Source organism: Allorhizobium sp. GW101-3B10, assembly GCF_059424725.1.
Genome location: NZ_JBWKZR010000001.1, coordinates 1787252 through 1812456 on the forward strand (window position 1 = coordinate 1787252; position 25205 = coordinate 1812456).

At 65.1% G+C, this 25205-nt stretch carries 27 protein-coding genes and 3 riboswitches; of the genes, 8 read left to right on the plus strand and 19 right to left on the minus strand.

From position 1 onward, the window contains the following. Window positions 1-30: 30 nt before the first annotated feature. Complete coding sequence (locus AC07Y0_RS08615) at window positions 31-393, plus strand: nuclear transport factor 2 family protein (protein ID WP_498676357.1); 363 nt, start codon at window positions 31-33, stop codon at window positions 391-393. Further along, a complete protein-coding gene (locus AC07Y0_RS08620) occupies window positions 390-1205 on the plus strand; it encodes a helix-turn-helix domain-containing protein (RefSeq protein ID WP_498676360.1) in 816 nt (271 codons plus the stop codon). The genes AC07Y0_RS08615 and AC07Y0_RS08620 overlap by 4 nt, the downstream gene beginning before the upstream one ends. A gap of 11 nt (window positions 1206-1216) precedes the next feature. On the opposite strand, the gene cobO is transcribed toward AC07Y0_RS08620, so the two are convergent. The 13 genes from cobO to AC07Y0_RS08685 form a co-directional block, all read right to left on the minus strand. Next, on the minus strand, window positions 1217-1846 hold the full coding sequence (cobO, locus tag AC07Y0_RS08625; protein WP_498676362.1) for a cob(I)yrinic acid a,c-diamide adenosyltransferase: 630 nt from the start codon (window positions 1844-1846) through the stop codon (window positions 1217-1219). Window positions 1847-1862: 16 nt separating this feature from the next. Then, window positions 1863-2132, minus strand: coding sequence for a Txe/YoeB family addiction module toxin (locus AC07Y0_RS08630; protein WP_498676363.1), 270 nt, complete (start codon window positions 2130-2132; stop codon window positions 1863-1865). Beyond that, window positions 2129-2389, minus strand: a complete 261-nt coding sequence (locus AC07Y0_RS08635) for a type II toxin-antitoxin system Phd/YefM family antitoxin (RefSeq protein ID WP_498676365.1) — start codon at window positions 2387-2389, stop codon at window positions 2129-2131. The genes AC07Y0_RS08630 and AC07Y0_RS08635 overlap by 4 nt, the downstream gene beginning before the upstream one ends. A 48-nt stretch (window positions 2390-2437) precedes the next feature. Beyond that, window positions 2438-6553, minus strand: a complete 4116-nt coding sequence (cobN, locus tag AC07Y0_RS08640) for a cobaltochelatase subunit CobN (RefSeq protein WP_498676367.1) — start codon at window positions 6551-6553, stop codon at window positions 2438-2440. Between the two features lie 257 nt (window positions 6554-6810). Further along, a complete protein-coding gene (gene cobW, locus AC07Y0_RS08645; protein WP_498676369.1) occupies window positions 6811-7884 on the minus strand; it encodes a cobalamin biosynthesis protein CobW in 1074 nt (357 codons plus the stop codon). Window positions 7885-7886: 2 nt separating this feature from the next. Continuing rightward, entirely contained in the window at window positions 7887-8408 is a 522-nt protein-coding gene (gene cobU / locus AC07Y0_RS08650; RefSeq protein WP_498676371.1) for a bifunctional adenosylcobinamide kinase/adenosylcobinamide-phosphate guanylyltransferase, read from the minus strand. A gap of 2 nt (window positions 8409-8410) precedes the next feature. Then, window positions 8411-8590, minus strand: coding sequence for a hypothetical protein (locus tag AC07Y0_RS08655; RefSeq protein WP_498676373.1), 180 nt, complete (start codon window positions 8588-8590; stop codon window positions 8411-8413). A gap of 53 nt (window positions 8591-8643) precedes the next feature. After that, window positions 8644-9019, minus strand: a riboswitch (cobalamin riboswitch). 42 nt (window positions 9020-9061) lie between these two features. Continuing rightward, window positions 9062-9775: a hypothetical protein gene (locus AC07Y0_RS08660; RefSeq protein WP_498676375.1), complete on the minus strand. Its 714-nt coding sequence runs from the start codon at window positions 9773-9775 to the stop codon at window positions 9062-9064. A gap of 63 nt (window positions 9776-9838) precedes the next feature. Further along, a complete protein-coding gene (locus AC07Y0_RS08665; RefSeq protein WP_498676376.1) occupies window positions 9839-10630 on the minus strand; it encodes an ATP12 family chaperone protein in 792 nt (263 codons plus the stop codon). A gap of 9 nt (window positions 10631-10639) precedes the next feature. Further along, window positions 10640-11293, minus strand: coding sequence for an HAD-IA family hydrolase (locus tag AC07Y0_RS08670; RefSeq protein ID WP_498676378.1), 654 nt, complete (start codon window positions 11291-11293; stop codon window positions 10640-10642). Then, on the minus strand, window positions 11290-12282 hold the full coding sequence (locus tag AC07Y0_RS08675) for an RluA family pseudouridine synthase (protein ID WP_454745775.1): 993 nt from the start codon (window positions 12280-12282) through the stop codon (window positions 11290-11292). Before AC07Y0_RS08675 ends, AC07Y0_RS08670 begins: the two co-directional genes overlap by 4 nt. 97 nt (window positions 12283-12379) lie before the next feature. Next, the gene (gene crcB / locus AC07Y0_RS08680) at window positions 12380-12757 is read right to left on the minus strand and encodes a fluoride efflux transporter CrcB (protein ID WP_498676381.1); all 378 of its coding nucleotides are present in this window, start codon (window positions 12755-12757) and stop codon (window positions 12380-12382) included. A 76-nt stretch (window positions 12758-12833) separates the two neighbouring features. Continuing rightward, complete coding sequence (locus AC07Y0_RS08685; RefSeq protein ID WP_498676383.1) at window positions 12834-13370, minus strand: flavodoxin domain-containing protein; 537 nt, start codon at window positions 13368-13370, stop codon at window positions 12834-12836. Between the two features lie 285 nt (window positions 13371-13655). Between AC07Y0_RS08685 and AC07Y0_RS08690 the strand changes: the two genes are divergently transcribed. Next, a complete protein-coding gene (locus AC07Y0_RS08690) occupies window positions 13656-13931 on the plus strand; it encodes a hypothetical protein (RefSeq protein WP_498676385.1) in 276 nt (91 codons plus the stop codon). An 89-nt stretch (window positions 13932-14020) separates the two neighbouring features. On the opposite strand, the gene AC07Y0_RS08695 is transcribed toward AC07Y0_RS08690, so the two are convergent. Further along, a complete protein-coding gene (locus tag AC07Y0_RS08695) occupies window positions 14021-15079 on the minus strand; it encodes a DUF1775 domain-containing protein (protein WP_498676387.1) in 1059 nt (352 codons plus the stop codon). An 86-nt stretch (window positions 15080-15165) separates the two neighbouring features. Next, window positions 15166-15537, minus strand: coding sequence for a hypothetical protein (locus AC07Y0_RS08700; RefSeq protein WP_498676389.1), 372 nt, complete (start codon window positions 15535-15537; stop codon window positions 15166-15168). Between the two features lie 239 nt (window positions 15538-15776). Continuing rightward, a riboswitch (glycine riboswitch) is annotated at window positions 15777-15865 on the plus strand. A 2-nt stretch (window positions 15866-15867) separates the two neighbouring features. Then, a riboswitch (glycine riboswitch) is annotated at window positions 15868-15951 on the plus strand. Between the two features lie 68 nt (window positions 15952-16019). Here AC07Y0_RS08700 and gcvT point away from each other — a divergent pair. From gcvT to AC07Y0_RS08725, 5 genes are all read left to right on the plus strand, one after another. Further along, entirely contained in the window at window positions 16020-17159 is a 1140-nt protein-coding gene (gcvT, locus tag AC07Y0_RS08705; protein WP_498676390.1) for a glycine cleavage system aminomethyltransferase GcvT, read from the plus strand. A 168-nt stretch (window positions 17160-17327) separates the two neighbouring features. Then, window positions 17328-17690, plus strand: a complete 363-nt coding sequence (gene gcvH, locus AC07Y0_RS08710; protein WP_498676391.1) for a glycine cleavage system protein GcvH — start codon at window positions 17328-17330, stop codon at window positions 17688-17690. Further along, window positions 17687-20551 (plus strand): aminomethyl-transferring glycine dehydrogenase, encoded by a 2865-nt coding sequence (gene gcvP / locus AC07Y0_RS08715; protein WP_498676393.1) that lies wholly within the window; start codon window positions 17687-17689, stop codon window positions 20549-20551. The genes gcvH and gcvP overlap by 4 nt, the downstream gene beginning before the upstream one ends. A 109-nt stretch (window positions 20552-20660) precedes the next feature. Then, a complete protein-coding gene (locus AC07Y0_RS08720; RefSeq protein WP_498676397.1) occupies window positions 20661-20795 on the plus strand; it encodes a hypothetical protein in 135 nt (44 codons plus the stop codon). A gap of 244 nt (window positions 20796-21039) precedes the next feature. After that, window positions 21040-21366: a flagellar basal body protein gene (locus AC07Y0_RS08725; protein ID WP_498676399.1), complete on the plus strand. Its 327-nt coding sequence runs from the start codon at window positions 21040-21042 to the stop codon at window positions 21364-21366. Window positions 21367-21430: 64 nt separating this feature from the next. Here AC07Y0_RS08725 and AC07Y0_RS08730 read toward each other — a convergent pair whose 3' ends face one another. The 4 genes from AC07Y0_RS08730 to AC07Y0_RS08745 form a co-directional block, all read right to left on the minus strand. Further along, entirely contained in the window at window positions 21431-23023 is a 1593-nt protein-coding gene (locus AC07Y0_RS08730) for a hypothetical protein (protein ID WP_498676401.1), read from the minus strand. 124 nt (window positions 23024-23147) lie between these two features. Continuing rightward, window positions 23148-23774 carry a LysE family translocator gene (locus AC07Y0_RS08735; RefSeq protein ID WP_498676404.1) on the minus strand — a complete coding sequence of 209 codons (627 nt, stop codon included), beginning with the start codon at window positions 23772-23774 and terminating at the stop codon, window positions 23148-23150. 3 nt (window positions 23775-23777) lie between these two features. Next, window positions 23778-24227, minus strand: a complete 450-nt coding sequence (locus tag AC07Y0_RS08740; protein WP_498676406.1) for an Lrp/AsnC family transcriptional regulator — start codon at window positions 24225-24227, stop codon at window positions 23778-23780. 147 nt (window positions 24228-24374) lie between these two features. Then, window positions 24375-25190: a class I SAM-dependent methyltransferase gene (locus AC07Y0_RS08745; RefSeq protein ID WP_498676407.1), complete on the minus strand. Its 816-nt coding sequence runs from the start codon at window positions 25188-25190 to the stop codon at window positions 24375-24377. Between the last annotated feature and the right edge of the window lie 15 nt (window positions 25191-25205).

The following is a 25205-nucleotide window of genomic DNA, read 5'->3' on the forward strand; positions in this document are numbered from 1 at the left end:
ACGAACCGGGCACCCACAAGGAGCAAGATCATGGACACTGCAAACACCATCGCCGAACGCTACATCGCCGTCTGGAACGAAACCGACGCAGCCCGGCGCCATACGCTGATCGCAGAAAGCTGGCTGGAGGGCGCTACCTATGTCGATCCGCTGATGGCCGGAAAAGGCCATGCGGAGATCGACGGACTGGTCAGTGCCGTCCAGGCCCGCTTCCCCGGTTTCCGCTTCGCCCTGCTTGCTGCGGACGGCTATGGCGACCGCCTGCGCTTCTCCTGGAAGCTCGGTCCGGCCGACAATGACGAGATGATCAAGGGAACCGACTTTGCCATCGTCGAGGACGGCCGGCTGAGGGAGGTCAACGGCTTCCTCGACAAGGTCCCGGCGGCCGCATGACCGCCCGGAGCCTGGGTGACATCCTGCGCGAATGGCGGCGGCGGCGCCATCTGAGCCAGCTCGACCTGGCGCTCGACGCCGAAATCTCGCAGCGGCACCTGAGCTTCATCGAAAGCGGGCGCGCGGCGCCCAGCCGCGACCTGCTGCTGCATCTGACCGAGCGGCTGGGCGTGCCGTTGCGCGAGCGCAATCCGATCCTGATCGCCGCCGGCTTTGCGCCGGTCTTCGCTCAGAGATCGCTGGACGATCCGGCCCTCGTGGCCGCCCGGGAGGCAATCGACCTCATTCTCAAGGGGCACGAGCCTTTCCCGGCGCTCGCCGTGGACCGCCACTGGACGCTGGTCTGCGCCAATGCGGCCCTTGGCCTCCTGCTTGCCGGCGTTACGGACGAAAGACTGCTTGCGCCGCCGGTCAACGTGCTTCGCCTCAGCCTTCATCCCGATGGCCTTGGCCTCCGGATCATCAACTTTGCCGAATGGCGCAACCATCTGCTGGAGCGGCTGCAGCAGCAGATCGCCGCCAGCGGCGACCCGGTGCTGCGCGCGCTTCTAGAAGAGCTCATCGCCTTGCCGGTACCGCCGACGACGCGGCGCGCTATGACGGGCGTCCCGCGCAATCTCGGCGACATCGCCGTACCGCTGGAGATCGAGACCGAGGCCGGCGTGCTTTCGTTCCTGTCGATGACGACGGTGTTCGGCACGCCGCTCGACATCACGCTGTCGGAACTGGCAATCGAATCCTTCTTTCCCGCCAATGCGGAGACGGCGGCAATCCTGAAGGCGATGCCCCGTCCGCCCGGCGAGCGGAGCTAGATTCTCTCCGCCTAGAACTCCACGCCGATCTGCGCCTTGATGCCGGAGCGGAACGGGTGCTTCACCAGTTCCATCTCGGTTACCAGATCGGCGATCTCGATCAGTTCGTCCTTGGCATTGCGGCCGGTCAGCACGACATGCGTCATCTCCGGCTTCTCGCTCTCCAGGAACTCGACCACCTCCGCGATGTCGATGTAATCGTAGCGAATGGCGATGTTGATCTCGTCGAGCAGGACCATGGAATTTCCCGGATCGCGGATCAGCTCCTTGGCCTTTTCCCAGGCCGCCCTGGCCATGGCGATGTCGCGCGCCTTGTCCTGGGTTTCCCAGGTAAATCCCTCGCCCATGGTGTGGAATTCGCACAGGTTGGAAAAGTGCTTGAGGATCAGGTCGCGCTCGCCGGTCGACATGGCGCCCTTGATGAACTGCACGACCGCACATTTCCGGCCATGGGCGATATGGCGGAAGATCATGCCGAAGGCGGCGGAGGACTTGCCCTTGCCCTTGCCGGTGTGGACGATGATCAGCCCCTTCTCGCCGGTCTTGGTCGCCATGATCTTCTCACGCGCGGCCTTCTTCTTCGCCATCTTCTCCGCGTGGCGGGCCAGATCGGCTTCGCTGCCTTCGTGTTCGTCGCTCATCGCATGTCTCCCAATTTCAACGGTAGTGGTAGCGGCAGGCCGCAATCTGCAATTCCTGTGTATCGCCTGAGCCGGTGACGCGATAGACCAACCGGTGCTCACCGGAGATGCGCCGGGACCAGAAGCCCTGAAGTTCTCCCTTCAGCGGTTCGGGTTTGCCGGTGCCGGAAAACGGAGTGCGCATGCACTCCCGGATCAGGATATTTGTCTTATCGAGCATAGCCCGATCCGCCTCCTGCCAGTGGAGATAGTCCGACCAGGACCTCTCCGACCAGACGAGCCTCATGGCTTCTCCCCGGCAAGCTGTCGTTCAGCGCCCTGCCCGGCATCGAGTTCCGCAATCGATGCCCGCAGATGTTCTGCATTGATGGGGCTGGCGAGCAGATGCAGCGTCTCGACCATGCTCTCGTACTCTTCTTCCGACAGAACGACGACGGACTTACCCTTGCCTCGGGTGACGACGAGCGGCGCACGGCTGTCGGCCACCTCGTCGAGATGCGAGGCCAGGTTCTGGCGAAATTCGCTGACATTCACATGGGCCATCACGACACCTCCACGTACATCTTTATGTACATCTTTCCGCCGCCTGCTTCAAGCATCGGCACCGCCGCGCGCGAGCCGCGAAAGGTCGAACATCGCCGAATTGCTGCGCGGCGTCCACACCCCCCGGTCGATCGCCTCGATCAACCGTTCGGACATTTCTCGGAGCGCCGCCGGGTTCTTCTCCGCCATGAAATCGCGCACGCGTTCGTCCAGCACGAAGGCCTGATAGACCGCCTCGAAATGGTGGTCGCGCACGGCGCCGGTCGTGGCGGAAAAGGCGAACATGTAGTCGACGGTCGCGGCGATCTCGAAGGCGCCCTTGTAGCCATGGCGCATCACGCCGTCGATCCACTTCGGGTTGACGACGCGGGCGCGCACGACGCGGCCGATCTCCTCCTCGAGCGTGCGGATCACCGGCTTTTCCGGCCGCGAATGATCGTTGTGGTAGACGGTCGGGCGGGCACCTGCGACATGCTCGATCGCCGCCGTCATGCCGCCTTCGAACTGGTAGTAGTCGTCGCTGTCCAGAAGGTCGTGTTCGCGATTATCCTGGTTCTGCACGACCGCCTGCACGGTCCGCAGCCGTTCCTCGAACAGACCGCGCTCGGCCTTGCCGTCTTCACCGGCACCGTAGGCATAGCCGCCCCAGACGAGATAGGCTTCGGCTAGATCGCCGCGGCGCTCCCAGCCCTTTTCGTCGATCAGCGCCTGGAGGCCTGCGCCATAGGCGCCGGGCTTGGAACCGAAGACGCGGTAGCCGGCGCGGCGGGCGGCCGCCTTCTCGTCCAGTCCGTCGGCCACCAGCCGCGCGGTCTCGGCCCGCACCCGGGCGGCGATCGGGTTGTCCGCCTCATCCTCGTCGAGGCCTGCCACGGCCCGCACCGCCTTGTCGTAGAGCGCGATCTGTTCCGGGAAGGCATCGCGGAAGAAGCCGGAAATGCGCAGCGTCACGTCGACGCGCGGGCGGCCGAGGATGGCCTGCGGCAGGATTTCGAAGCCGGTGACGCGGCGCGAGGCCATGTCCCACAGCGGCTTCACCCCGATCAGCGCCAGCGCCTGGGCGATGTCGTCGCCGCCGGTGCGCATGTTCGAGGTGCCCCAGGCGGTCAGGCCGAACGAGGTGGGCCACTCGCCGTGGTCCTGCACGTAGCGGGCGATCAGAAGTTCGGCGGATTTCTTGCCGAGTTCGTAAGCGGCCGGTGTCGGTACAGCGCGGCTGTCGACCGAATAGAAGTTGCGGCCGGTGGGCAGCACGTCGGGGCGGCCACGCGTCGGCGCGCCGGAGGGACCGGGGGGCACGAAGCGCCCGGCAAGGCCGGTGAGCAGGCCCGCGATCTCGGCCGGACCGGAGCGGATGATCGACGGCTTGAGGCGGGTTTCGATTTCCTCGAGCACGGCGCGCGTGGCGGGCCAGCCTTCGGGGCAGGACGCGGTGCCGTCCACCAGTCGTGCGGCAAGGATTTCGATGCGCTCGACGGTGTCGCCCCGGGTGCGCCAGGGGGCGTCGGTCAGATCGGCGAGGATGGCGGGTCTCGGACCGGTCCAGGGGTCGGACATGATGCAGTCGAGGGGGTCGAAAGGCAGCCCCTCATCCGCCCTTCGGGCACCTTCTCCCCGCAAGCGGGGCGAAGGGAACCCCGCGCCAGCAGCAGCGCCGATCCCCCCCCTTGAGGGGGTGATGGCCGGCAGGCCAGAGGGGGGTGAACCTCGGAAGGAATCAATTGCGATCCCCCCCTCTGTCGGCTTCGCCGACATCTCCCCCTCAAGGGGGGAGATCAGATGGAGGTCCGCCGCAATCGCCCGCTGCAAACTCTGATCGCCACCTTCGCCCAAACCGCGCGGAACACGCGCAAGCGCCACGGTGAGATCGGTCAGCAGCCGGCCTTCGGGCGCAAGGCCGAAAATGTGCAGGCCGTCGCGGATCTGCATTTCCTTCAGGTCACAGAGATAGGCGTCGAGCTTTTCGAGCGCGCTTTCCTCCGCCTCGACCCGGGCGATGCCGGCGTCCTGGTCGAGGCCGATATCGGCGATGAGGTCGAGGATCTGTTTCTTGAGCAGTTTCAGCCGGCGCGGATCGCCGCCCTCGGCCTCGTAATATTCATCGACCAGCGCCTCCAGGTCCTTCAGCGGCCCGTAGCTCTCGGCACGCGTCAGCGGCGGTGTCAGGTGGTCGATGATGACGGCGGAGGTGCGGCGCTTGGCCTGGGTGCCCTCGCCCGGGTCGTTGACGATGAAGGGATAGAGATGCGGCAGCGGGCCGAAGACGGCTTCCGGGTAGCAGGTTTCCGACAGCGCCAGCGCCTTGCCCGGCAGCCACTCCAGGTTGCCGTGCTTGCCCATGTGGATCACCGCATGGGTGTCGAACTGCCGGCGCAGATAGGCGTAGAAGGCGAGATAGCCGTGCGGCGGCACGAGGTCCGGCGAATGATAGGTTTCCTTCGGCTCGATATTGTAGCCGCGCGCTGGCTGGATGCCGACCACGACATTGCCGAGGCGCGACAGCGGCAGGGCAAACCGGCCATCGAGGAAGAAGGGATCCGTCTCCGGCGCGCCCCAGCGCGCGGTGACGTCCTGCTGAACCTTTTCCGGAAGACTTTCGAAGAAGCTTATGTAATCGCTTGCAGACAGGACTTCGCGGATCTCGCGCCCGTCGGTCGCCGCATTGGTCGGGCCGGCCATCAGATGGGTCATCAGCGCGTCGCCATCGGCCGGCAAAGCCTCAAGCGCATAGCCTTCGGCGACCATGGCGTGCAGGACTTCAACGGTGCCGGCCGGCGTGTCGAGGCCGACGCCATTGCCGAGGCGGCCGTCGCGGTTCGGATAATTGGCCATGACCAGCGCCACCCGCCGCTCCGAAGCCGGCGTCGACCTGAGCCGCGCCCAGTTGGCGGCCAGTCTTGCGACGAAGGCGGCACGGCCGGCATCGGGCTCGTGGGAGACGATATTGGTCTCGACGCGGGCGTCGAAACGCGCGGCGGCCTTGAAGGAGACGGCACGGGTCATCACTCGACCGTCGACCTCCGGCAGTGCCACGCTCATGGCGAGATCGCGAGCCGTGAGCCCCTGCAACGAGGCCTCCCAGGCCTCCCGGGTGGAGGAAGAGAACAGCGCCTGCAGCACGACTGCGCCGCCCTCGTCCAGCACGGTCGAGACCCGCTCGGCGCCAGGCACCGAGACGGCAAAGCCGGTGGCGTTGATCACTACTGCCGGCGGCGCCTCAGCGAAGATCGAGCGCAGCGTCTCGACCGAGACGGCATCCTTCAGGCTGGAGACGAAGACCGGCAGCGCGGTCAACCCTTGCGTCTTCAAGGCATCGATCAGCGCCTCCACCGGCCTGGTCTCGCCGCTTTGCACGAGGGCGCGGTAGAAGCAGATGGCGGCGACGGGCGGCGTGCGCTCACCCCCCTCTGGCCTGCCGGCCATCTCCCCCTCAAGGGGGTGCTCGGCGCCAGACAGCCCCTCATCCGCCCTTCGGGCACCTTCTCCCCGCAGGCGGGGAGAAGGGAACGCCGGCGCCGCCGCAGATCCCATCTCCCCGTTCGACGGGGAGAAGGTGCCGGCAGGCGGATGAGGGGCATTTTTCGAAGCCTCACTCCACTCTCCAACGCCGATAACACCCCTGCCCGGCCACCAGATGCCGGCTTTCAGCAGCGGAGCGGCAGGTGCGGGTTTCTCGCCGTGACCGATCAGGGCGCAGGCATAGTCGACGAAGGCCCGTGCATTGGCGTCGCCGCCCTCGATCAGATAGGCCCAGAGTGCGGACAGGTCGTCGGCCGGCAGGGTCGAGAATTCGGCCAGTCCCTCGTCCCGCTTGTCGTCGCCCGGCAGCACGGCGATCGCCGCGCCTGTGCGGCGGGCCACGGCATGCAGCGCTTCGAGCACATAGTGAAAATAGCTGGCGCCGCCGAGCGCCCGGACGACGATCAGCTTCGCATGCTGCGCCGTGCGCTCGACATAGGTGTCGACGGACATCGGATGCTTGAGGCTCATCAGGCTGGCGAGCCGGAGGCTCGGCCCTTCGGCTCGGGCGGCGACCGCCGCGGCAACCGCCGCCAGCTCGGTATCGGCCGCCGAGAGAAAAAGGATGTCGCCCGGCGTCTGGCCGAGATCGACGGCCTCTTCATCGTCGGCGATCGAGCCTTTCTGGGCTAGGAGAAGATGCATCAGACTGCGCCTCGCGGGTGCGGAGCAGTCACCCCCCTCTGGCCTGCCGGCCATCTCCCCCTCAAGGGGGGAGATCGGAATGCGGTCACCGCGAAGCCATCACGGATACCCTGCAACAGTGCCATTCCCTGGAAAAGAAAGAAAGGAAGGCACCCCAGAGCCAAGAGGCATCGGCTGGATCGATCTCCCCCCTTGAGGGGGAGATGGCCGGCAGGCCAGAGGGGGGTGAACCGCGCGCTCATACGCTCATTCAAACCTCAAGCCGCCTTCTCGACGGCTTCGACCACCGCGGCAAAATCCCAGTCGTGCAGGCCGATGACGACGAAGCGGGTTTCGCGCGTTTCGCCGGAGGCCCAGGGGCGGTCGAAATAGGTGTCAATGCGGGAACCGACGGCCTGGATGACGAGGCGCATCGGCTTGCCCGGCACGTCAATGAAACCCTTCAGGCGCAGCACATCATGGGCTTCGATGACACTCTTCAGCCGATCGACGAAGCCGGACGGATCGGCGATCGGACCAAGCTTCATCACGAAGCTTTCGAATTCGTCGTGGTCGTGATGATGGTCATGATCCTCGCCGCTCTCGTGCAGCGCCTCGTGCTCCATCTCGTGGTGCGACTTGCGGTTGTCGATGTCGTCCTCGGTGCCAGCCCCGATGCCGAGCAGCACCAGCGCCGGCACGTCGCCGTTCTTCGCCTCGATCAGCGTCGGCTTGCGGTGGATGCGCTCGGCCACTTCGGCCCGCACCCGGGCGATGCCCTCGACGTCGAGCAGGTCGGTCTTGTTGAGAATGATGAGGTCGGCGCAGGTCAGCTGATCCTCGAACAGTTCCTCCAGCGGGCTGTCGTGGTCGAGGCCTTCGTCCAGCGCGCGGGCGGCGTCCACCTTGTCGTGATCGTCGGCAAAGCGGCCGGCGGCGACGGCGGCGCTGTCGACCACGGTAACGACGCCGTCGACGGTGACGCGGGTGCGGATGTCCGGCCAGTTGAAGGCGGCGACCAGCGGCTGGGGAAGCGCCAGGCCGGAGGTCTCGATAACGATGTGGTCGGGCTTCACGTCGCGCTCCAGCAGGCGCTGCATGGTCGGGATGAAATCGTCGGCGACGGTGCAGCAGATGCAGCCATTGGTCAGCTCGATGATATCGTCCTCGGTGCAGTTGTCGGCGCCGCAGCCCTTCAGCACGTCGCCGTCGACGCCGAGATCGCCGAACTCGTTGATGATCAGCGCGATCTTCTTGCCGCCGGCATTCATCAGCATGTTGCGGATGATGGTGGTCTTGCCGGCGCCGAGGAAGCCGGTGATCACGGTCGCGGGGATCTTCTGTTGCAGCATGGTCAACCCTTCATTTTCAGCGGCAAGCCGGCCGCGACAAAATAGACTTCCGCGGCACGCGCCGCGATCAGTTGGTGGAGCCGTCCGGCATGGTCGCGGAATTCACGCGCCATGCGGTTTTCCGGCACGATGCCGAGCCCGACCTCGTTGGAGACCAGGATCACCCTCGCCTTCAGCTGCGGGAGGAACGCCGCCAGTTCGGCCGAGCGGGCCGCCAGGTCATGGTTTTCCAGCATCAGATTGGTGACCCAGAGCGTCAGGCAGTCGACCAGCACGACACGCGACGGATCGTCGATCCGCTTCAGCTGGCCGACCAGATCGACCGGCTCCTCATGGGTCGTCCAGCCGTCGCCGCGATCGCTCCGGTGTCTGGCTATCCTGTCGCGCATTTCGTCGTCGAAGGCGCGACCGGTCGCGACATAATGGCGGTCAGCCGCGCAATCGAGGGCAAGACCTTCGGCAAAGCGCGACTTGCCCGAGCGGGCACCGCCGAGAACGAGAATCGAAGAGGATGGGCTGGCCATGCTCAGCGCCCGCCGGCGAGCATGGAAGCAATACGGGTACTGCGCCTGTGCATGCGAATGCGCGGGATATCGAACGCAGGCGCTCGTCGACCGCCTGCGGTGAAGCAGCTTTCGCCCGACGGGATCGCACGATGTGCGCATTCGCGGGATCCGGAGATCCCGATCTTCTTCAGTGTCGCCACGACAACCTCCGTGCTGGCAACAAGGGGAGCCTCCCCTTTGCAAGGTGTGGGCTTGATGCCCGGCACGGGTGGCAGGTCTCCTGGCTCGCGGGTCGTGGTGCGAAAGACGCACCGGCGGATCTTCCTTGCCTTCCCGGAGGTGGATGCGGCGCGAAAGGGAGGACGATTCGTAGATGATAGAGGCGTCCGGCCCCGGCTGATCGCGCAGCCCTCCAGTGGCTTTTCCGGCTGAACCCTGCGTCGGACCGTTCGCACCCTGCGAACCGCCATCCGTCACCGAAGTCCTTGCCGGACGGAAGACCCTCGCCGCTCTACAGTCGCGGGGTCGGCTGCGATTGGCGGTCCCGGTCTGGATCCCCGCCGTCGCATTCCCTTTTGCTTCCCGGGCCGAAAATCGCCGGCCCGGAAACCATCCGTAGTCTCTGGAATAGGGGGAAGCCGTATCCGAGTCAATCGAGCGCTCGTAACCACTCAGGGCTTCGGCGCGGCGCAGCCCTTGTCCTTGACAGGGTCGCAGGGCACGGCTGGTGCCGTGCCGCCGAGCTTGACGGCGCCGCTCGCGCCTTCCTCGACATTGGTCTCGATCGCCCCGGCAGGCGGCGCGGCCGGCGCCGGAAGCGCTGCCGCGGCAGGCTCGGTCGCAGGCGCGACGGCAGCAGGCGTTGTCCGCGCCGGCGCCGTCTTCAGGCGGGTGGACTGGGTGCGCGGCGGCCGGACAACCTTGCGCAGCGAGGGCGAGGCCAGCGAGAAGGCGAAGCGCACGCGGCTGGCGATTTCCTCCGCCAGGCTCTCTTCGGCCATCATCGGATCGTCGGTCGGATTGTTGACGAGGAAGCTGCCCGTTGCGACCGGCTCGCCCGTCTCGACCGAGGCTGCGGTGACGGTGAAGCCTGCCGTCTGCAGGTGGCGGCGCGCGTTGAAGCCATAGCCCAGCTTTTCGATCCGAACGAGAACCACCACCCGCTCGGCACCGGCCGGCGGCCGGGTTGCGGCGATCGCAGCAGACACCCGGCGCTGTACGCCGGCAATGATCCGTGTCGGAACGGTCGCATCGGCGATCACGGTGACGTCGCGCACATGATAGCTGAGCGGCCGGGTGATGGGTCGGCCATTGGTGAGACTGCAGGAGGCCAGAGCACCGAGCAACAACAGCGCGAGGCCAAGCTTGAAGAGACGGGCAAACATGAGAAACCCCGGACGGATGATTCTATTCCGCCAGAGCCTCCCACCTTTATGGTTAGCGGATCGTTAATTCGCGGTGCGCAGCGCCTCGAGCATGGCCGCAGCCGCGGCGATTTCGGTGAAGCGCTTGGCGCGGCGCGCCTCCGCCTCCGCATCCACGCCCCAGTGCTCGTCGGTCCAGTCCTCGTCGAGATGGGCGAGCGCCCAGACCTCTTCGAGCGTCAGGTGGCGGTCGCGAAGGGCCAGCGTCAGCATGGCCGAGCCGGTGATGGTCGTCACCACATGCAGGCAGGCCAAGGCCAGCGGCGAGCGCTCGGCCTGAAGAGCTGCGGCAAAGGCGGCGACGGCCTCGGCCGGCTGCTCCTGGTGGATGACGCCCTCGACCAGGATGAAGCGGGCGGAATGGGTCGCAGCCAGCCAGGACAGCACCGGATCCCAGCGCTCGCGCTGGCGATCGACCAGTTCCTGCGGGCCGTCGGCGCGGTAGCACAAGAGGTCGCTGCCGCTATAGCGCACGACGTCCTCGAACACCGCCTCGGCCTGGTCGGCCACGGCATCGATCGCGGTATTGGCAAGCCGCGTCGCCGGCATGGTCTCGGGGTTGATGATCTCCACCTGGGCGCGCCATTCGTCGGCCACCAAGTCGGCCGCCGCGCGGGTCGGGAGCGCCAGGAGCTTCTTGCCCGGCGTTTTCACGGCGCGACCGTCGAGCTTCACGGCAAAGGCATCGCCTTCGGGCTCGACCGTGACTTCGCTGTAGAAGCGCTTGGCCTGCGGCTTCTTCATCTGGATCTGCGCCCGGCGCACCGGATCGGCATCGCTCTGCTCGGGGACGAAAACGCTCAACTCGTCGCGCATCGGTATACCTCAGTGTATGTAGTTCAGGATGTCCGCCGGGCGGTCGACCACCGCATCCGCGCCGGCGGCCCACAATTGCTCGACGCTGGCATAGCCCCAGGAAACGCCGATCGCGGTCGCACCAGCGGCCTTGGCCATCTGCATGTCGTAGACCGCATCGCCGATGACGACGGTATCGGCCGGCACGATGCCCGCATGGTCGCAGCATTCGGTGACCATGGCCGGGTGCGGCTTGGACGGGCAGTCGTCGGCCGTGCGGGAAACGAAGAAATGGGAGGTGAAGCCGTGGGTTTCAAGCACGGTGTCGAGGCCGCGGCGCGACTTGCCGGTGACGGCGCCGATCAACACGTCGTCGCGGACAGTAAGGGCGGCGATGAGTTCGGCGATGCCCGGGAAAAGCGGTTCATGGAAACCGAGTTCGCCGCGGACGCCGAGGAAGATGTCCTTGTAATGCGCCATCATCGCCACGGCTTCCGTGTCGGCATGCGGCTTGCCGTCGATGCGGGCAATCGCGATGTCGAGGGTGAGCCCGATGATCGCCTTGGTCGCGGCGACCGAGGGCTCGGCCTTGCCGAACTGGCGGAAGGTCCGCACCATTACCTCATGGATCAGAGCGACGCTGTCGACCAGGGTGCCGTCACAATCGAACAGAACGAGCTTCATTCCGCTTCCCTGTCGCCGTCCGCCTGGTCGAAGCCCAGCAGGTTCCAGGTCTGCACCATATGCGGCGGCAGCGGCGCGGTGACCTGCAGACGCCCGCCGTTCGGATGCGGAATGTCGATGCGACGCGCATGCAGATGCAGGCGCTTCTGGACGCCACCGGGGAAATCCCAGTTGTGGTCGTCGATGAAGTATTTTGGATCGCCGATGATCGGATGACCGATATGCAGCGCGTGGATGCGCAACTGGTGGGTACGGCCGGTATAGGGCTCCATTTCCAGCCAGGCGAGGTTCTGCGCGGCGGTATCGATGACTCGGTAGTAGGACACGGCGTGATCGGCACCGTCCTCGCCGTGCTTGGCGACGCGCATCCGGTCGCCTTCGTCGGTCTGGTCCTTGACCAGCCAGGTGGAGATCTTGTCCTCGTGCTTGCGCGGCACGCCCTTGACCAGCGCCCAGTAGGTCTTGTGGGTGTCGCGCTCGCGGAAGGCGGCCGTCAGCTTCTGGGCCGCACCACGCGTGCGGGCAACCACGAGCACGCCGGAGGTGTCGCGGTCGAGCCGGTGCACGAGACGCGGCTTCTCGCCCTTCTTGCTGGTCCAGGCCTCGAGCATCTTGTCGATATGTCGGGTCAGGCCCGACCCGCCCTGCACGGCAAGCCCGGCCGGCTTGTTGAGAACGAACACCTTCTCGTCCTCGTGCAGCAGCATGCGCGACAGAAGTTCGCCATCCTCGGAATGCTTCAGGTCATGCGAGCCGATCGGTCCGGCCTTGATCTTCAGGTCCACGTCCAGCGGCGGAATACGCACCACCTGTCCCGGCTGCACGCGGGCATCGGTCTTCACCCGGCCGCCGTCGACACGCACCTGGCCGGAGCGCAACAGCTTCTGCAACTGGCCGAAGCCAAGGCCCGGGAAATGCACCTTGAACCAACGATCCAGACGCATGCCTGCCTCGTCGGCTTCCACGGTGATATGTTCGATGCCTGCCATAGCCAATCTTTCGGTCACTGCTGCGGAAAAGCCCGCAGATCTCGTCTTCAGCAGGGCTTTAGAGCATTTCGGCCGAAGATGGAAACAGGAAAACCGGTCAGAGCAGCGAACGCATCAGGCCGATGCCGGCAATTGCGGCAGCGATCGACGCACCGATGCTGAGGATGAGGTAGGTTGCAGCGGCCAGGGAGGCACCCCGCTCGAACAGGGTGACGGCGTCGAGCGCGAAGGCGGAGAAGGTGGTGAAGCCGCCGAGAAAGCCGGTGATCAGCAGAAGCCGCAACTCAGCCGAGGCGCCGAAACGGGCGACGATCAGCTCGGCCAGGATGCCGATGGCGAACGAGCCGGCGACATTGACGGCGAGCGTACCCCAGGGGAAGGACGGCCCCATCAGCCGGAGCGCGCCGACGCCGACCAGATAGCGGCAAACCGAACCGACGGCGCCGCCAAGCGCCACGAGCAGGATCTGGAGCATGCGACCTCACGTGCAGCCGAGGCTCTAGAGCCGGCAAGAGAGAAACCCGCCGACCAGCACCGACGGGCGGTTTCGGTCAGGCCTTGGCGGCCGCGACAAATTCCTTGGTGAAGCTGTCGAGCGCCGCCCAGTCGGTGAATTCATAGACCTGGTTGACGTCTGTCGGGGCTCCTTCGCGCGCCGCGAGACGCTTGGCCATCCAGCGCTTGAAGAAGTCGTATTCGGTGTAACGGAGCGCACCGGCGGCGTGGTGAACCATGCCCGGCGTCCAGCCCGTCTGCGCCATCAGCGCGTCGGGGAAGTGCATCGCTTCCTCGCGCTCCTCGGCGAAATCGCTGCGAATGAACAGCGACACCGACACGAAGGCGCTCGGAACCGACTTCAACCAATCGCGCTCGCGTTCGACGAAGTCGACGAACGGGGCCGGGTAACGGCCGGCGTGGATCGGCGCGCACAGGATCACGGCCTGCGGGTGGTCGACGCCGTATTCCGCACCGGTCAGCACATTGAACAGCACAGCGCGGTCCCCGCCCTTTTCGATCTGGGCGGCGACCGTCTCGGCGATCTTCTTGGACTGCCCCTCGATGCTCACATAACCGACGAGAATAATCATGCTTTCCTCCCCTCCTCCCACCCTTCGCCTGACCGGCGCCGGGGGCCTAAATGTTGTCTGCCAGAACAATTGCGAAGAACGCAAATTCAGCTGGAAAATGACAGATCGCACCGCAATTGCAAGCGGATCGGAGCCCCAGGAGCCCCCCTGCACGCAAATAATTCATCCTTGAACAATACGGGTTTCGTCCCTTAAGCTTTTACTAAAATTGAACACTTCGATTTAAAGAAACGGAGACGGCGGTGGTGTAGTGTCGTCTAATTGATAAACCAGTTGGTGAAGCCAATGACACAGGTCGTCACAGTCTCGGCCACGACAGCCGCCTATGCGATGGAGAGTTCCAAGCCGCCGCAGCGCACCTCGCGGAACACCTTCGTCGAGGAAAGCACGCGCCTGCTCGCGGAGAAGGCGGCCACCAGCGAGGACTTCCAGTTGAGGGCGCTGGTCAATATCGTGCAGCCGCCGGCGCTTGCCCTCTACTTCCTGACGGCAAGCCAGAAGCACCTGGCCCAGGCGAGCCTGAAGGATACGCTCGAAGCCTACAAGAATTCGGCCGCCTGAGGCCAGATCGGACATATCCTGCCGGATGACATGAGGGCCACGATCGAGATCTCGATCGTGGCCCTTGGACCATGTACGCTAGCCTGGGTCTACTTGCCCTTGGCCGGACCGACCGGCAGCACGAGTTCGACAGTGCCGGCCTTCTCGAAGGTGAGCTTGACGGAAACTTGGGCGCCTTCCACGAAAGGCTCCTTCACGTCCATGAACATCATGTGCAGACCGCCCGGCTTCAGCTCGACGGTGGTGCCGGCCGGAACCGGAATGCCGTCCTTCAGCTGACGCATCTTCATGACGTCGCCGACCATCGCCATCTCGTGAAGCTCGACGCGACCCGATGCCGGCGATTCGGCTGCGATCAGCACGTCGTCGGTCCCGCCCGCATTCTTGATGGTGACGAAACCACCGCCGACAGGCTGACCCGGTAGCATGGCGCGGGTGAAGCCCGCGGTCAGCTCGAGGTCTCCGACCTTGATCGTTTCCATCGTGCCCGGATTGGCGCCGGCCATGCCGGAGCCGTCCATCGCGCCGTGCATCATATGATTGCCCTGAGCCATCATCATAGCGCCGTGACCCTGGCCATGCATGGCCCCCTGCCCGTGCATGGCACCGTGGCCCATCGGCATGTCTTCGGCTGCGGCGAGCTTGAGCAGCGGAGCCGGGTGCTCGAGCGAATGCGGGTCGACGCCGGGCGCTGCGACTTCATCCCAGGCAACCTTGCCGTCCGTGCCGCACAGCTGCGTGGTGACGAAAGCGAGCGCGCCGCCGGCTTCGACACCGCTGACCTTCCCGTTGATCGTGAAGGTGTCGTAGTTGTCGTCCGGCAGGTTGCCGCCCTTCCAGCGGATCTCCACCGCACCGGACTTCACCGCCGTGCCGTGGTTGTCATAGGTCTTCTGGTAGTCGCCCTTGATGATCTCGAGTTCCCAGCCGGGCTTCGGCATCGGCTTGGCGAAGACGAAGCCTTCGGGCAGCTTGACCTGGACTTCATTGGTGGCCTTGCCGTCGCAGCCGTGCGGCACCTGCAGCACCGCGGCGACATAGGATTCCGGCGCGGCCGGCGCATTGGCAAAACTCGCATGGGCGTGGGCCGAACCGGCGACGAGGGCGGCAACGGCGGTGGTGGCGAAAGCGGAAGTCATGGTGTTCATTGGTGGTCTCCTGTGCGGCCCTCCATGAAGGAGGCTGCCGGCATGCGCCGGAAAAGGGCGCCATTTCTATCGATGGTCGAAGGAAATCAGGAGAGCACGGGAGGGGCACGCGAGCGTGGGCGCTCGATGGTCAGGACGGCCGGCCGTTCGGTGACGGTGACCGGATCATTGGCGAGACCGGCGAACTGGCTGAGCAGCCACGACTCACCCGCCGGCGGCGGAAGAAGGGCGGTCGACGACAGCGCGCAGACTTCGCAATACTGGTGGACCAGCGGATGCTTGGTGGCCGTGTCGCCGATGCACATGTCGGCAAAGCTGCCGTCCGGCAGTTGCAGCGACACCGTCGCATAGGCGGCGGCCATGACCTGCGGCGGCTTGTGGGCGAAGGCCAGAGACAGAAGGGCGAGTGCGCATAGAATGCGCAGCAGACCGCCCCTCATCAACCGTACCCTCGACATTGCATTCCTCCGAACGAGACGATTCCTTAGCGGCTTTCCGCCGGGATTCAAAGTCCTCGTATTGAATTGCGCCCCCTTGTCGCGGATCGGCGGCGGCACGTCTTTGATCCGCCGCAAACAGCGGCAAGCCGGTCGGGTCTTGCGGGTGCACGCGACGAAAGACTAAAGCGTGAGCGACAAATATTTGTTCCCCGGCGACCTTTGCCTCTTGCCAAGCCACCACCCAGCCCGATAATTGCCGCATCCCTGCAGGGAGAAACCGGTTCACTCCGGTGCCGAAGGAGCAACCGCCCCGGAAACTCTCAGGCAAAAGGACCGCAGGGCGTCGACTGGAACTCTGGAGAGAAACCTTCCCGAAACGGAAGGGTGCGCCGAAGGGATAACAATCTCAGGCAAACGGACAGAGGGGGCTCATGACACCGGCACACCCGTGCCCAAGACCTTGAGCCGGCGCGCGAGCGCCCAGAACCGGAGGCGCCTTCTTGGACCATTCCGCCGAACTGCACAAAACTCCTCTTTTCGACCTTCACGTCGCGCTCGGCGCCCGCATGGTGCCGTTTGCCGGCTACGACATGCCGGTCCAGTATCCGGCCGGCGTGCTGAAGGAGCATCTCCATACCCGCGCCAAATGCGGCCTGTTCGACGTCTCGCACATGGGCCAGGTGGTACTGCGGGCAAAATCCGGCGCCTATGAAGACGCTGCGCTCGCGCTCGAAAGCCTGGTGCCGGTCGACATTCTCGGCCTGAAGGAAGGCCGTCAGCGCTACGGCTTCTTCACCGACGACAACGGCGGCATCCTCGACGACCTGATGTTCGCCAATCGCGGCGACCACCTGTTCGTCGTCGTCAATGCCGGCTGCAAGCAGGCCGACATCGCCCATATGAAGAGACACCTCTCCGACCGCGTCGACGTGACCTATCTGGAGGATCGGGCGCTTCTGGCGCTCCAGGGTCCGCAGTCGCAGGCCGTTCTGTCGAGCCTCGGCGCCGACGTCGCCGCGATGAAGTTCATGGACGTGCGCGACGTGACGCTTGACGGCGTCACCTGCATCGTCTCGCGGTCCGGCTATTCCGGCGAGGACGGCTTTGAAATCTCGGTGCCTTCCGACAAGGCCGAAGCGATCGCCAAGGCGCTGCTCGCCCATCCGGGCTGCGAGCCGATCGGGCTTGGCGCGCGCGATTCGCTGCGTCTCGAGGCAGGCCTCTGCCTCTACGGCAACGACATCGACACCACGATCTCGCCGATCGAGGCCGGCCTTGAATGGGCGATCCAGAAGGCGCGCCGCAGCGGCGGCGCCCGCGCCGGCGGCTTTCCCGGCGCCGATCGCATCCTGTCCGAACTGGAGAACGGCACCAGCCGCCGCCGCGTCGGCCTGAAACCCGAAGGCAAGGCGCCGGTGCGCGGCCATGCCAAGCTCTATGCGGATGCCGAGGGCAAGGCGGAACTGGGCGAAGTGACGTCCGGCGGCTTCGGCCCGAGCGTCGAGGGGCCGGTTGCCATGGGCTATGTCGCCGCCAGCCACGCCGAACCCGGAACGCAGATCTATGCGGAAGTGCGCGGCAAATACCTGCCCGTCACCGTCACGGCGATGCCCTTCGTCACCCCGACCTACAAACGTTGACCCCATGACCGAGATTGCCCCTCATCCGGCTGCCGCCACCTTCTCCCCGTCCTGACGGGGAGAAGGACGCATGCCGCAAACGCCTGCCCGATCCCCTCTCCCCGCCTGCGGGGAGAGGGTCAGGGTGAGGGGCAAATCGCTCGCACCACACCAAGAGAGGAACATCACATGCTGAAATTCACCGCTGAACACGAATGGCTGAAGCTTGAGGGCGATGTCGCGACCGTCGGCATCACCACCCACGCCGCCGAACAGCTGGGCGACCTGGTCTTCGTCGAACTGCCGGAAGTCGGCGCGACCTTCGACAAGGGCGCGGATGCCGCGACCGTCGAATCCGTCAAGGCCGCCTCGGAAGTCTACTGCCCGCTCGACGGCGAAATCACCGAGATCAACCAGGCGATCGTCGACGATCCGTCGCTGGTCAATTCCGATCCGCAGGGCGCCGGCTGGTTCTTCAAGCTGAAGCTGAAGACGGTTGCCGATGCCGACACCCTTCTCGACGAAGCCGCCTATAACGAGCTGATCGCATGAGCACGCCGACCGAATTCCAGTTCACCGACTACCAGCCCTACGATTTCGCCAATCGTCGCCATATCGGCCCCTCGCCGGCCGAAATGGACGAAATGCTGAAGGTCGTCGGCTACAAGACCCTCGACGCGCTGATCGACGCCACCGTTCCCTCGTCGATCCGCCAGGCGGTTCCCCTCACCTGGGAGGCCGCCATGACCGAGCGCGAGGCGCTCGACAAGCTGCGCGAGACCGCCAACAAGAACAAGGCGCTCGTCTCGCTGATCGGCCAGGGCTATTACGGCACCATCACGCCGCCGGTCATCCAGCGCAACATCCTGGAAAACCCTGCCTGGTACACGGCCTATACGCCCTACCAGCCGGAAATCAGCCAGGGCCGCCTCGAGGCGCTGCTCAACTACCAGACCATGGTCTGCGACCTGACCGGGCTCGACGTGGCCAATGCCTCGCTGCTCGATGAAGCAACCGCCGCAGCCGAAGCCATGGCGCTCGCCGAACGCGTGTCGAAGTCGAAGGCCAAGGCCTTCTTCGTCGACGACGCCTGCCATCCGCAGACCGTCGCCGTCATCCGGACCCGCGCCGAGCCGCTCGGCTGGCAGGTGATCGTCGGCAACCCGTTCACCGATCTCGATCCCGTCGACGTGTTCGGCGCGATCTTCCAGTATCCGGGCACCCACGGCCAGATCCATGATTTCTCCGGCCTGATCGCACGCCTGCACCAGACCGGCGCGATCGCCGCGGTCGCCGCCGACATCCTGGCGCTGACGCTGCTGAAATCACCCGGCGAGATGGGCGCCGACATCGCCATCGGCTCCACCCAGCGCTTCGGCGTTCCGGTCGGCTATGGCGGCCCGCATGCTGCCTATATGGCGGTCAAGGACGCCATCAAGCGCTCCATGCCCGGCCGTCTCGTCGGCGTTTCGGTCGATGCGCGCGGCAACCGCGCCTATCGCCTGTCGCTGCAGACCCGCGAACAGCATATCCGCCGCGAAAAGGCGACGTCGAACATCTGCACCGCGCAGGTGCTGCTGGCCGTCATGGCCTCGATGTATGCCGTCTTCCACGGCCCCAAGGGCATCAAGGCGATCGCCCAGCAGGTGCACCAGAAGGCCGTTCTGACTGCCAAGGGGCTGGAAAAGCTCGGCTACACGGTGGAACCGGAAACCTTCTTCGACACCATCACTGTCGAGGTCGGCCACATGCAGGGCCTGATCCTGCGGGCAGCGGTCGCCGAAGGGGTCAACCTGCGCAAGATCGGCGAAACGCGGATTGGCATCAGCCTGGACGAACGCACCCGGCCGGCGACGCTCGAAGCCGTCTGGCGCGCCTTCGGCGGCAGCTTCGCCGTCGCGGATTTCGAAACCGGCTATCGCCTGCCCAAGGATCTGCTGCGCACCAGCGATTACCTGACGCATCCGATCTTCCACATGAACCGCGCCGAAAGCGAGATGACCCGCTATATCCGCCGGCTGTCCGACCGCGACCTCGCGCTCGACCGGGCGATGATCCCGCTCGGCTCCTGCACGATGAAGCTCAATGCGACGGCGGAAATGCTGCCGATCACCTGGCCGGAGTTCTCCGAGATCCATCCCTTCGCCCCGGCCGACCAGGCACTCGGCTACAAGGAAATGATCGACGATCTGTCGGAGAAGCTCTGCTCGGTCACCGGCTATGACGCGATCTCGATGCAGCCGAACTCGGGCGCGCAGGGGGAATATGCGGGCCTGCTGACGATCCGCAACTACCATCTGTCGCGCGGCGATACGCACCGCACGATCTGCCTCATCCCGACCTCGGCGCACGGCACCAACCCGGCCTCCGCCCAGATGGCCGGCATGACGGTGGTGCCGGTCAAGGCGCGCGACAACGGCGACGTCGATCTCGACGACTTCCGCGCCAAGGCCGCGCAGTATGCCGACACGCTGTCGTGCTGCATGGTCACCTACCCCTCAACGCATGGCGTGTTCGAGGAGACGGTGCGGGAGATCTGCGAGATCACCCACGCCCATGGCGGCCAGGTCTATCTCGACGGCGCCAATATGAACGCCATGGTCGGCCTTGCCCGTCCCGGCGACATCGGCTCCGACGTCTCCCACCTCAACCTGCACAAGACCTTCTGCATTCCGCATGGCGGCGGCGGTCCGGGCATGGGGCCGATCGGCGTGAAGGCGCATCTGGCAGCCTTCCTGCCGGGTCATGTGGCAACCGACGGCCGCCCCGGCGCGGTTTCGGCGGCCCCCTATGGCTCGCCGTCGATCCTGCCGATCAGCTGGTCCTACTGCCTGATGATGGGTGGAGAAGGCCTGACCCAGGCGACCAAGGTGGCGATCCTCAACGCCAACTACATCGCAGCCCGGCTGACCGGCGCCTATGAGGTGCTCTACAAGTCCGAGGCCGGCCGCGTGGCTCATGAGTGCATCATCGACACCCGACCGCTCGCCGAAAGCTCAGGCGTCACCGTCGACGACGTGGCCAAGCGCCTGATCGACTGCGGCTTCCATGCGCCGACCATGAGCTGGCCGGTTGCCGGCACGCTCATGATCGAGCCGACGGAATCGGAGACCAAGGCCGAGATCGACCGGTTCTGCGATGCCATGCTGGCGATCCGCGAGGAAGCCCGCGACATCGAGGAAGGTCGCATGGACAAGACCGACAACCCGTTGAAGAACTCCCCACACACCGTGGAGGACCTGGTCGGCGAGTGGACGCGCCCCTACACGCGCGAGCAGGCCTGCTTCCCGCCCGGCGCGTTCCGGGTCGACAAGTACTGGTCCTCGGTCAACCGCGTCGACAATGTCTACGGCGACCGCAATTTGGTGTGCACCTGCCCGCCGATGAGCGAATATGCGGAAGCCGCCGAATAGCGGCGTCGACTGCCCTCACATACGACGAAAGCCCGCCCGCAAGGCGGGCTTTCTCGTTGCGGGTAGCGTGGCCGCAAATCGGCCATCAGAACCACCCAGGCTCTCGGTCATGGCCCTCTGGAACGCAATCGGCGTCGGCATCGGCACGGCACTCGACGTGACCGTCTTCGACAATATCGGCCTGGGCATCTCCGCGGGCATCCCGATCGGTGTGGCGGGCTGGCTCGCCATGCCGCGAAAGTAGTCTGCAACGCCCCTCTCGGCCGCCCCCTGCGATCCTGATGTAATTTTCTATTTCTTTATTTAGCCCATCACCTCATTACCTATTTTTCTATGTCGTCTTTGGCTGGGCAAGATGCGGCCAGGGCGTATCATTTCGGAACAAGGCCTGGAGGACTGGACACGGTCCATGAACCTCATCGCTTCAGGCTTCCCTAACAGGCGTCGCGTAAGGTGCATCGATTGAATATCGGCATCGAGGCTGGACGATGGGAATTTCCGCGATCATGGGTATTGCCGTTTCCGGCATGCAGGCGCAGACGACGCGGCTTTCGGCCGCCGCCAACAATGTGGCGAATGCGCTGACGCCGGGCTATGACCGCGCCGTCACCTCGTTTTCGACACGCCCCACCGGCGGCGTTTCGGCCTCTGCCTCCCCTTCCGGCAACACCACCCTGCCCGGCAGTTCCAATGTCGACCTGGCGAGCGAAATGCTCGATGCGATCGGTGCCGAACTCTCGTTCAAGGCCAATGCCTCCGTGTTCGAGACCGGCGCAGACATGTGGGACCTGCTGATGAGCATCAAGCGGGATTGACGATCGCGGATCAGGCTGGCCCGATCCGACCCCGGTCCACCTCGCCAAGGGCTGAAACGCAACCTTATCCCTTCTCCAGCACCAGCCGGTAGCGCGGCACCTGCAGCGCGTCGAAGCCGATGACGACGACGCGCCCTGCCTCCGTCAACATGGCATCGAGCGTGCTTGTCGCGTCCGGCCCGAGCACCGGTGCTGCGTCGACCGGAACTGCCGCCAGCTCCTCGGCTATGCTGTCTTTCGTGATCCAGTTGCCCATGGTCTGCGGGGTCGCGTCGAGCCAGGCTGCGATGCGTGGCAGCAGATCGACGAGGTCGGGCGCGTGCACCTCGCGCGGATATAGGACGCCCACGGCATGCCGGAGAAAATGGCTTCCGGGCTCGGCCGTGTAGAAGCGCAGCGCGTTCACATCCGGTCGGTCGGCAATCGCGGCATAATCGGCCTGCCCGATCTTGGCGACCCGCGGGGTTCCGAGATCGACAATGGTCTCTGACGGGCCGCCCCACAGGCGCGCCTGCTTGGTGGGCGAGAGCGCGCCGACATAGTCGTACATGCCGACCGCCTCGCCGGTGCCGTCGAGATCGGCGTGGGCAGCCTCCGGATAGAGGCTGAAGGCGCCGTCGGCGCCGACGAAATAATGCTCGAACCGGACCCTGACGAAATCCAGCATCAGGGCACGGGCCTGCCCCCTCTCCGCAGCCGGGGCCTTCTTCCAGAGGTAGCGCGTGAGAAAGCGAAAGCCGCGGTCCTTGGTCAGGATCCAGCGATGCAGCTCGTCAAGCCGCGTCGGGATGGGTTCGGCAAGCTGTTCGAGCGAGGAGGCGAAGATCCGGTCGACGTATCGCAACGGGAATTGCGGAAGGAGGTCATTGCCGTCGTTGTCGACGAACATCTTGATGACCTTGCCGCTGTCGCCGACGTCGCCGCCACCCAATACCTTGCCGCTGGCCCGATCGAGCGGGCCCCACAGGCCGGTGTCCGTATCCTGGTGGTCGTAGAACCACTGGTGAAAGGCAAGCTTCACATCGTCCCGGAAGCCGTAGACATGCAGCCGCTCGTCCTGCTCCATGAGGTCGCGCAGCTCGATCAGGCTGACATAGGGCGCCTTGAACCGCGCACCGATCCAGCCGACCGAACCCGCGTCGTCCATCATGCGCGTCAGTTTGGCCGGCGTGTCGATCTCGTCCAGGAACCGCAGCGGATATTTCAGGTGGAACGGCCTTCCAGCATCCACCGAGAGCTCCTCGATCAACTTGATCATATTGGCGGTGACGCCGAAATAGCTGACCAGCGGATCGCCCTCGACCGAATAGAAGGCGCCGGTCCGCGGGTTCTGCAGGTTCAGATAGAAATCCAGCTTCTCGTCGGCAGTGGAAAACTGCGGGATCCTGACAAGGCCTTCCCGGGTGGTCATCTTGCGGTGAATCGCGTCGAGTCGTGAAAGCGCCAGGCGATAACTGCCGTGGTCCAGATGATAGGCGATGCCCAGCATCTGGAACTCGAATTCGGAGAGATAATAGCCCTCGCTCTTCAGGCTTTCATTGGCCTTGAAGATGCCGTTGATCTTCGAGGCCGTCGAGGCCACGACAAGACCGCTGACGATCATGGCGAGCGCCGCAATGGATGCGATCGCAATTCCGACCGTCTTCCTGGTGCTCATACCAGCGTCCCCATCAGCCCACATCCGGCGCCCCGGCCTGCACGTCACTATGACGTGCGTCGGACCGGCGCGGCAATGTCAATCGTCAAGGACGAGGACGAACATGGCCATGGGGCCGGACAGATCACGCGACCAGTGCCCTCATGCCCATCACGATTGCCACCAGGCCGAAGCCGATCAGCACCACGCCGGAGATCCGCGACACCCAGAGGGCAAAGCTCTCCGGCAGACGGTGATGCAGCAGCGCCACCGTGCCGCTGAGAAAGATCCACCAGAGCATGGAGCCGGCGAAGACGCCGGCGACGAGGGCAGCAGCCGTCCAGGTATCGCCCTGCGATGCGAGGCCCAGCCCGGCGAAGATCGCGGCAAAGGACAGGATGGTCGCCGGGTTGGTGATGGTCAGCAGGAAAGTCGCGCCGGTGGTGCTCAGCAGGTCGCCTGCGCCGACCCCGGCGGCAGTGGCCGGCGGCTTCGGCTGAAAGCTCTTCCAGCCGAGCCAGAGGAGGAAAAGGCCGCCGACGATCTGCAGCGGAATGGAGATGGTGTCGAGCAGTATGGCGAAGGCGGCAAAGCCGGCGGCGGCCATCAGCGCATAGGCGCCATCGGCGAGTGCGGTGCCGAGACCGCCGGCGACGCCGGCCCAGAAGCCGCGCTCCAGCGTGCGGGAAATGCAGAGCGCGCCGATGGGCCCGAGCGGGGCGGCAATGGCGAGACCAAGCAGGATGCCCTTTCCGAGCAGGAGAACGCTCATCCTTCAGACCTCCGCCGGGGTGAAGCCGCGTTCGACGGCGGTCGACAGCGCGATCATGGTTTCGCTGCGGGCGAGGAAGCGCCGCGCTTTCAACTCGCCAAGGAAAGCCTCGACACCGGCGAGATCGACCAGGCGCACCTTGAGCAGATAGGACCAGCCTCCCGTAACGTGATGGCATTCCGCAACGGAAGGATGCGTCGATGCGAAGGCCTTGAAGGCCTCCTCCCCGGTCTCGTAGTCGAGCCCGACCAGAACGAAAGCGGTGACGGCAAGGCCGAGCGCTGCGTGATCGGCATCGACGGTGAAGCGTTTGATCACGCCGGAGGCGGTCAGCCGGCGGATGCGTTCATTGACGGCCGATGGCGACAGACCCACGGCCTCGCCGATATCGGCAAGCGAGCGGCGGGCGTCTTCGGCGAGCAAGGCGGCGATTTTCTTGTCGATCGTGTCCATCGCCGCAATATATGCGGCAAAGTGGTACTTTCAATATATTATTCTGTATTTTTGTCGATATCCGTAAATTCACCCGACAACGAACAGTCCAGCCGCAAGAAATGCGGCAGACAGGTTTCACGCAGCGCCAAGATGGGGCCGCCCGTCTCAATTGCCAAGCGGCTTACGGGCGATCACCTGGAAATACTCCTCGCCCGCGATGAGGCTATCCGGACGGAGCACCTCGCCGTTTGCGCCGATCAGGATGGCGGGCGTCTCGAAGCCTACAGCCTGCAACTGCCGATCAATCTGCGCCGGGGTCGTTGCATAGACCATGATGCCGAAATCATGAGCGCTGTGCAGCAGGTAAACATGCTCGCCGTCGCACCGCTGCAGTCCGGAATAGCGCATCCGGCGGATCGAGGCGCAGCCATAGCCGTAGCCATAGCGCGCCAGCCGCAGGGCGAGCCTGAGCGGATTGGCCGTCCACCGCACCCGGGCGGAATAGGAAAGCCCGCGACGAAAACCTTCCCAGTCGCGATGAAAGGTGGAGAACAGGAACACGCCTCCGGGCGCAAGGACCCGGGCGACCGAGGCAAGCACCGCGAGCCTGCCGGCGCCGTCGACGGCGTCGATGCCGTTGTAGCTGAACACCACGAGATCGAAGCTTGCGTCGGCCAGCGCGGACAGGTCGCGCGCATCCATCAGTTCGAAGCGTTTACCGGGATGACTGCCAGCGGCGAGCGCAATCATTTCCGGCGTGTAGTCGATGCCGAGATAGCGCGTCGCCATAGGCGTAAGCAGATCGGTGGTGCGCCCTGCTCCGACGCCCATGTCGAGTACCCGGCCGCCGCTGATCAGCGTGCGCGCCAGATCGAAGGCGGCGCGCTCCCCGGGATTGAGAAAGCCGCTGAGGCGGCGGTATTCGCGCAATGACAGAGGTTTGCGCCAAGTGGCGCGATTGATCCGCTCCATATCGGTCATGACAGACAGCCCATG

Coding starts and splice junctions, on each gene's coding strand:
- gcvH (WP_498676391.1), top strand. CDS start 17,328: ATGCTGAAATTCACCGCTGAACACGAATGGCTGAAGCTTGAGGGCGAT.
- cobO (WP_498676362.1), bottom strand. CDS start 1,846: ATGAGCGACGAACACGAAGGCAGCGAAGCCGATCTGGCCCGCCACGCG.
- AC07Y0_RS08730 (WP_498676401.1), bottom strand. CDS start 23,023: ATGAGCACCAGGAAGACGGTCGGAATTGCGATCGCATCCATTGCGGCG.
- AC07Y0_RS08740 (WP_498676406.1), bottom strand. CDS start 24,227: ATGGACACGATCGACAAGAAAATCGCCGCCTTGCTCGCCGAAGACGCC.
- AC07Y0_RS08675 (WP_454745775.1), bottom strand. CDS start 12,282: ATGGCAGGCATCGAACATATCACCGTGGAAGCCGACGAGGCAGGCATG.
- cobN (WP_498676367.1), bottom strand. CDS start 6,553: ATGCATCTTCTCCTAGCCCAGAAAGGCTCGATCGCCGACGATGAAGAG.
- AC07Y0_RS08700 (WP_498676389.1), bottom strand. CDS start 15,537: ATGTCGAGGGTACGGTTGATGAGGGGCGGTCTGCTGCGCATTCTATGC.
- AC07Y0_RS08670 (WP_498676378.1), bottom strand. CDS start 11,293: ATGAAGCTCGTTCTGTTCGATTGTGACGGCACCCTGGTCGACAGCGTC.
- AC07Y0_RS08725 (WP_498676399.1), top strand. CDS start 21,040: ATGGGAATTTCCGCGATCATGGGTATTGCCGTTTCCGGCATGCAGGCG.
- cobU (WP_498676371.1), bottom strand. CDS start 8,408: ATGGCCAGCCCATCCTCTTCGATTCTCGTTCTCGGCGGTGCCCGCTCG.
- AC07Y0_RS08665 (WP_498676376.1), bottom strand. CDS start 10,630: ATGCGCGACGAGTTGAGCGTTTTCGTCCCCGAGCAGAGCGATGCCGAT.
- AC07Y0_RS08635 (WP_498676365.1), bottom strand. CDS start 2,389: ATGGCCCATGTGAATGTCAGCGAATTTCGCCAGAACCTGGCCTCGCAT.
- gcvP (WP_498676393.1), top strand. CDS start 17,687: ATGAGCACGCCGACCGAATTCCAGTTCACCGACTACCAGCCCTACGAT.
- AC07Y0_RS08735 (WP_498676404.1), bottom strand. CDS start 23,774: ATGAGCGTTCTCCTGCTCGGAAAGGGCATCCTGCTTGGTCTCGCCATT.
- cobW (WP_498676369.1), bottom strand. CDS start 7,884: ATGCTGCAACAGAAGATCCCCGCGACCGTGATCACCGGCTTCCTCGGC.
- AC07Y0_RS08685 (WP_498676383.1), bottom strand. CDS start 13,370: ATGATTATTCTCGTCGGTTATGTGAGCATCGAGGGGCAGTCCAAGAAG.
- AC07Y0_RS08720 (WP_498676397.1), top strand. CDS start 20,661: ATGGCCCTCTGGAACGCAATCGGCGTCGGCATCGGCACGGCACTCGAC.
- crcB (WP_498676381.1), bottom strand. CDS start 12,757: ATGCTCCAGATCCTGCTCGTGGCGCTTGGCGGCGCCGTCGGTTCGGTT.
- AC07Y0_RS08690 (WP_498676385.1), top strand. CDS start 13,656: ATGACACAGGTCGTCACAGTCTCGGCCACGACAGCCGCCTATGCGATG.
- AC07Y0_RS08745 (WP_498676407.1), bottom strand. CDS start 25,190: ATGACCGATATGGAGCGGATCAATCGCGCCACTTGGCGCAAACCTCTG.
- AC07Y0_RS08630 (WP_498676363.1), bottom strand. CDS start 2,132: ATGAGGCTCGTCTGGTCGGAGAGGTCCTGGTCGGACTATCTCCACTGG.
- AC07Y0_RS08660 (WP_498676375.1), bottom strand. CDS start 9,775: ATGTTTGCCCGTCTCTTCAAGCTTGGCCTCGCGCTGTTGTTGCTCGGT.
- AC07Y0_RS08615 (WP_498676357.1), top strand. CDS start 31: ATGGACACTGCAAACACCATCGCCGAACGCTACATCGCCGTCTGGAAC.
- AC07Y0_RS08620 (WP_498676360.1), top strand. CDS start 390: ATGACCGCCCGGAGCCTGGGTGACATCCTGCGCGAATGGCGGCGGCGG.
- AC07Y0_RS08695 (WP_498676387.1), bottom strand. CDS start 15,079: ATGAACACCATGACTTCCGCTTTCGCCACCACCGCCGTTGCCGCCCTC.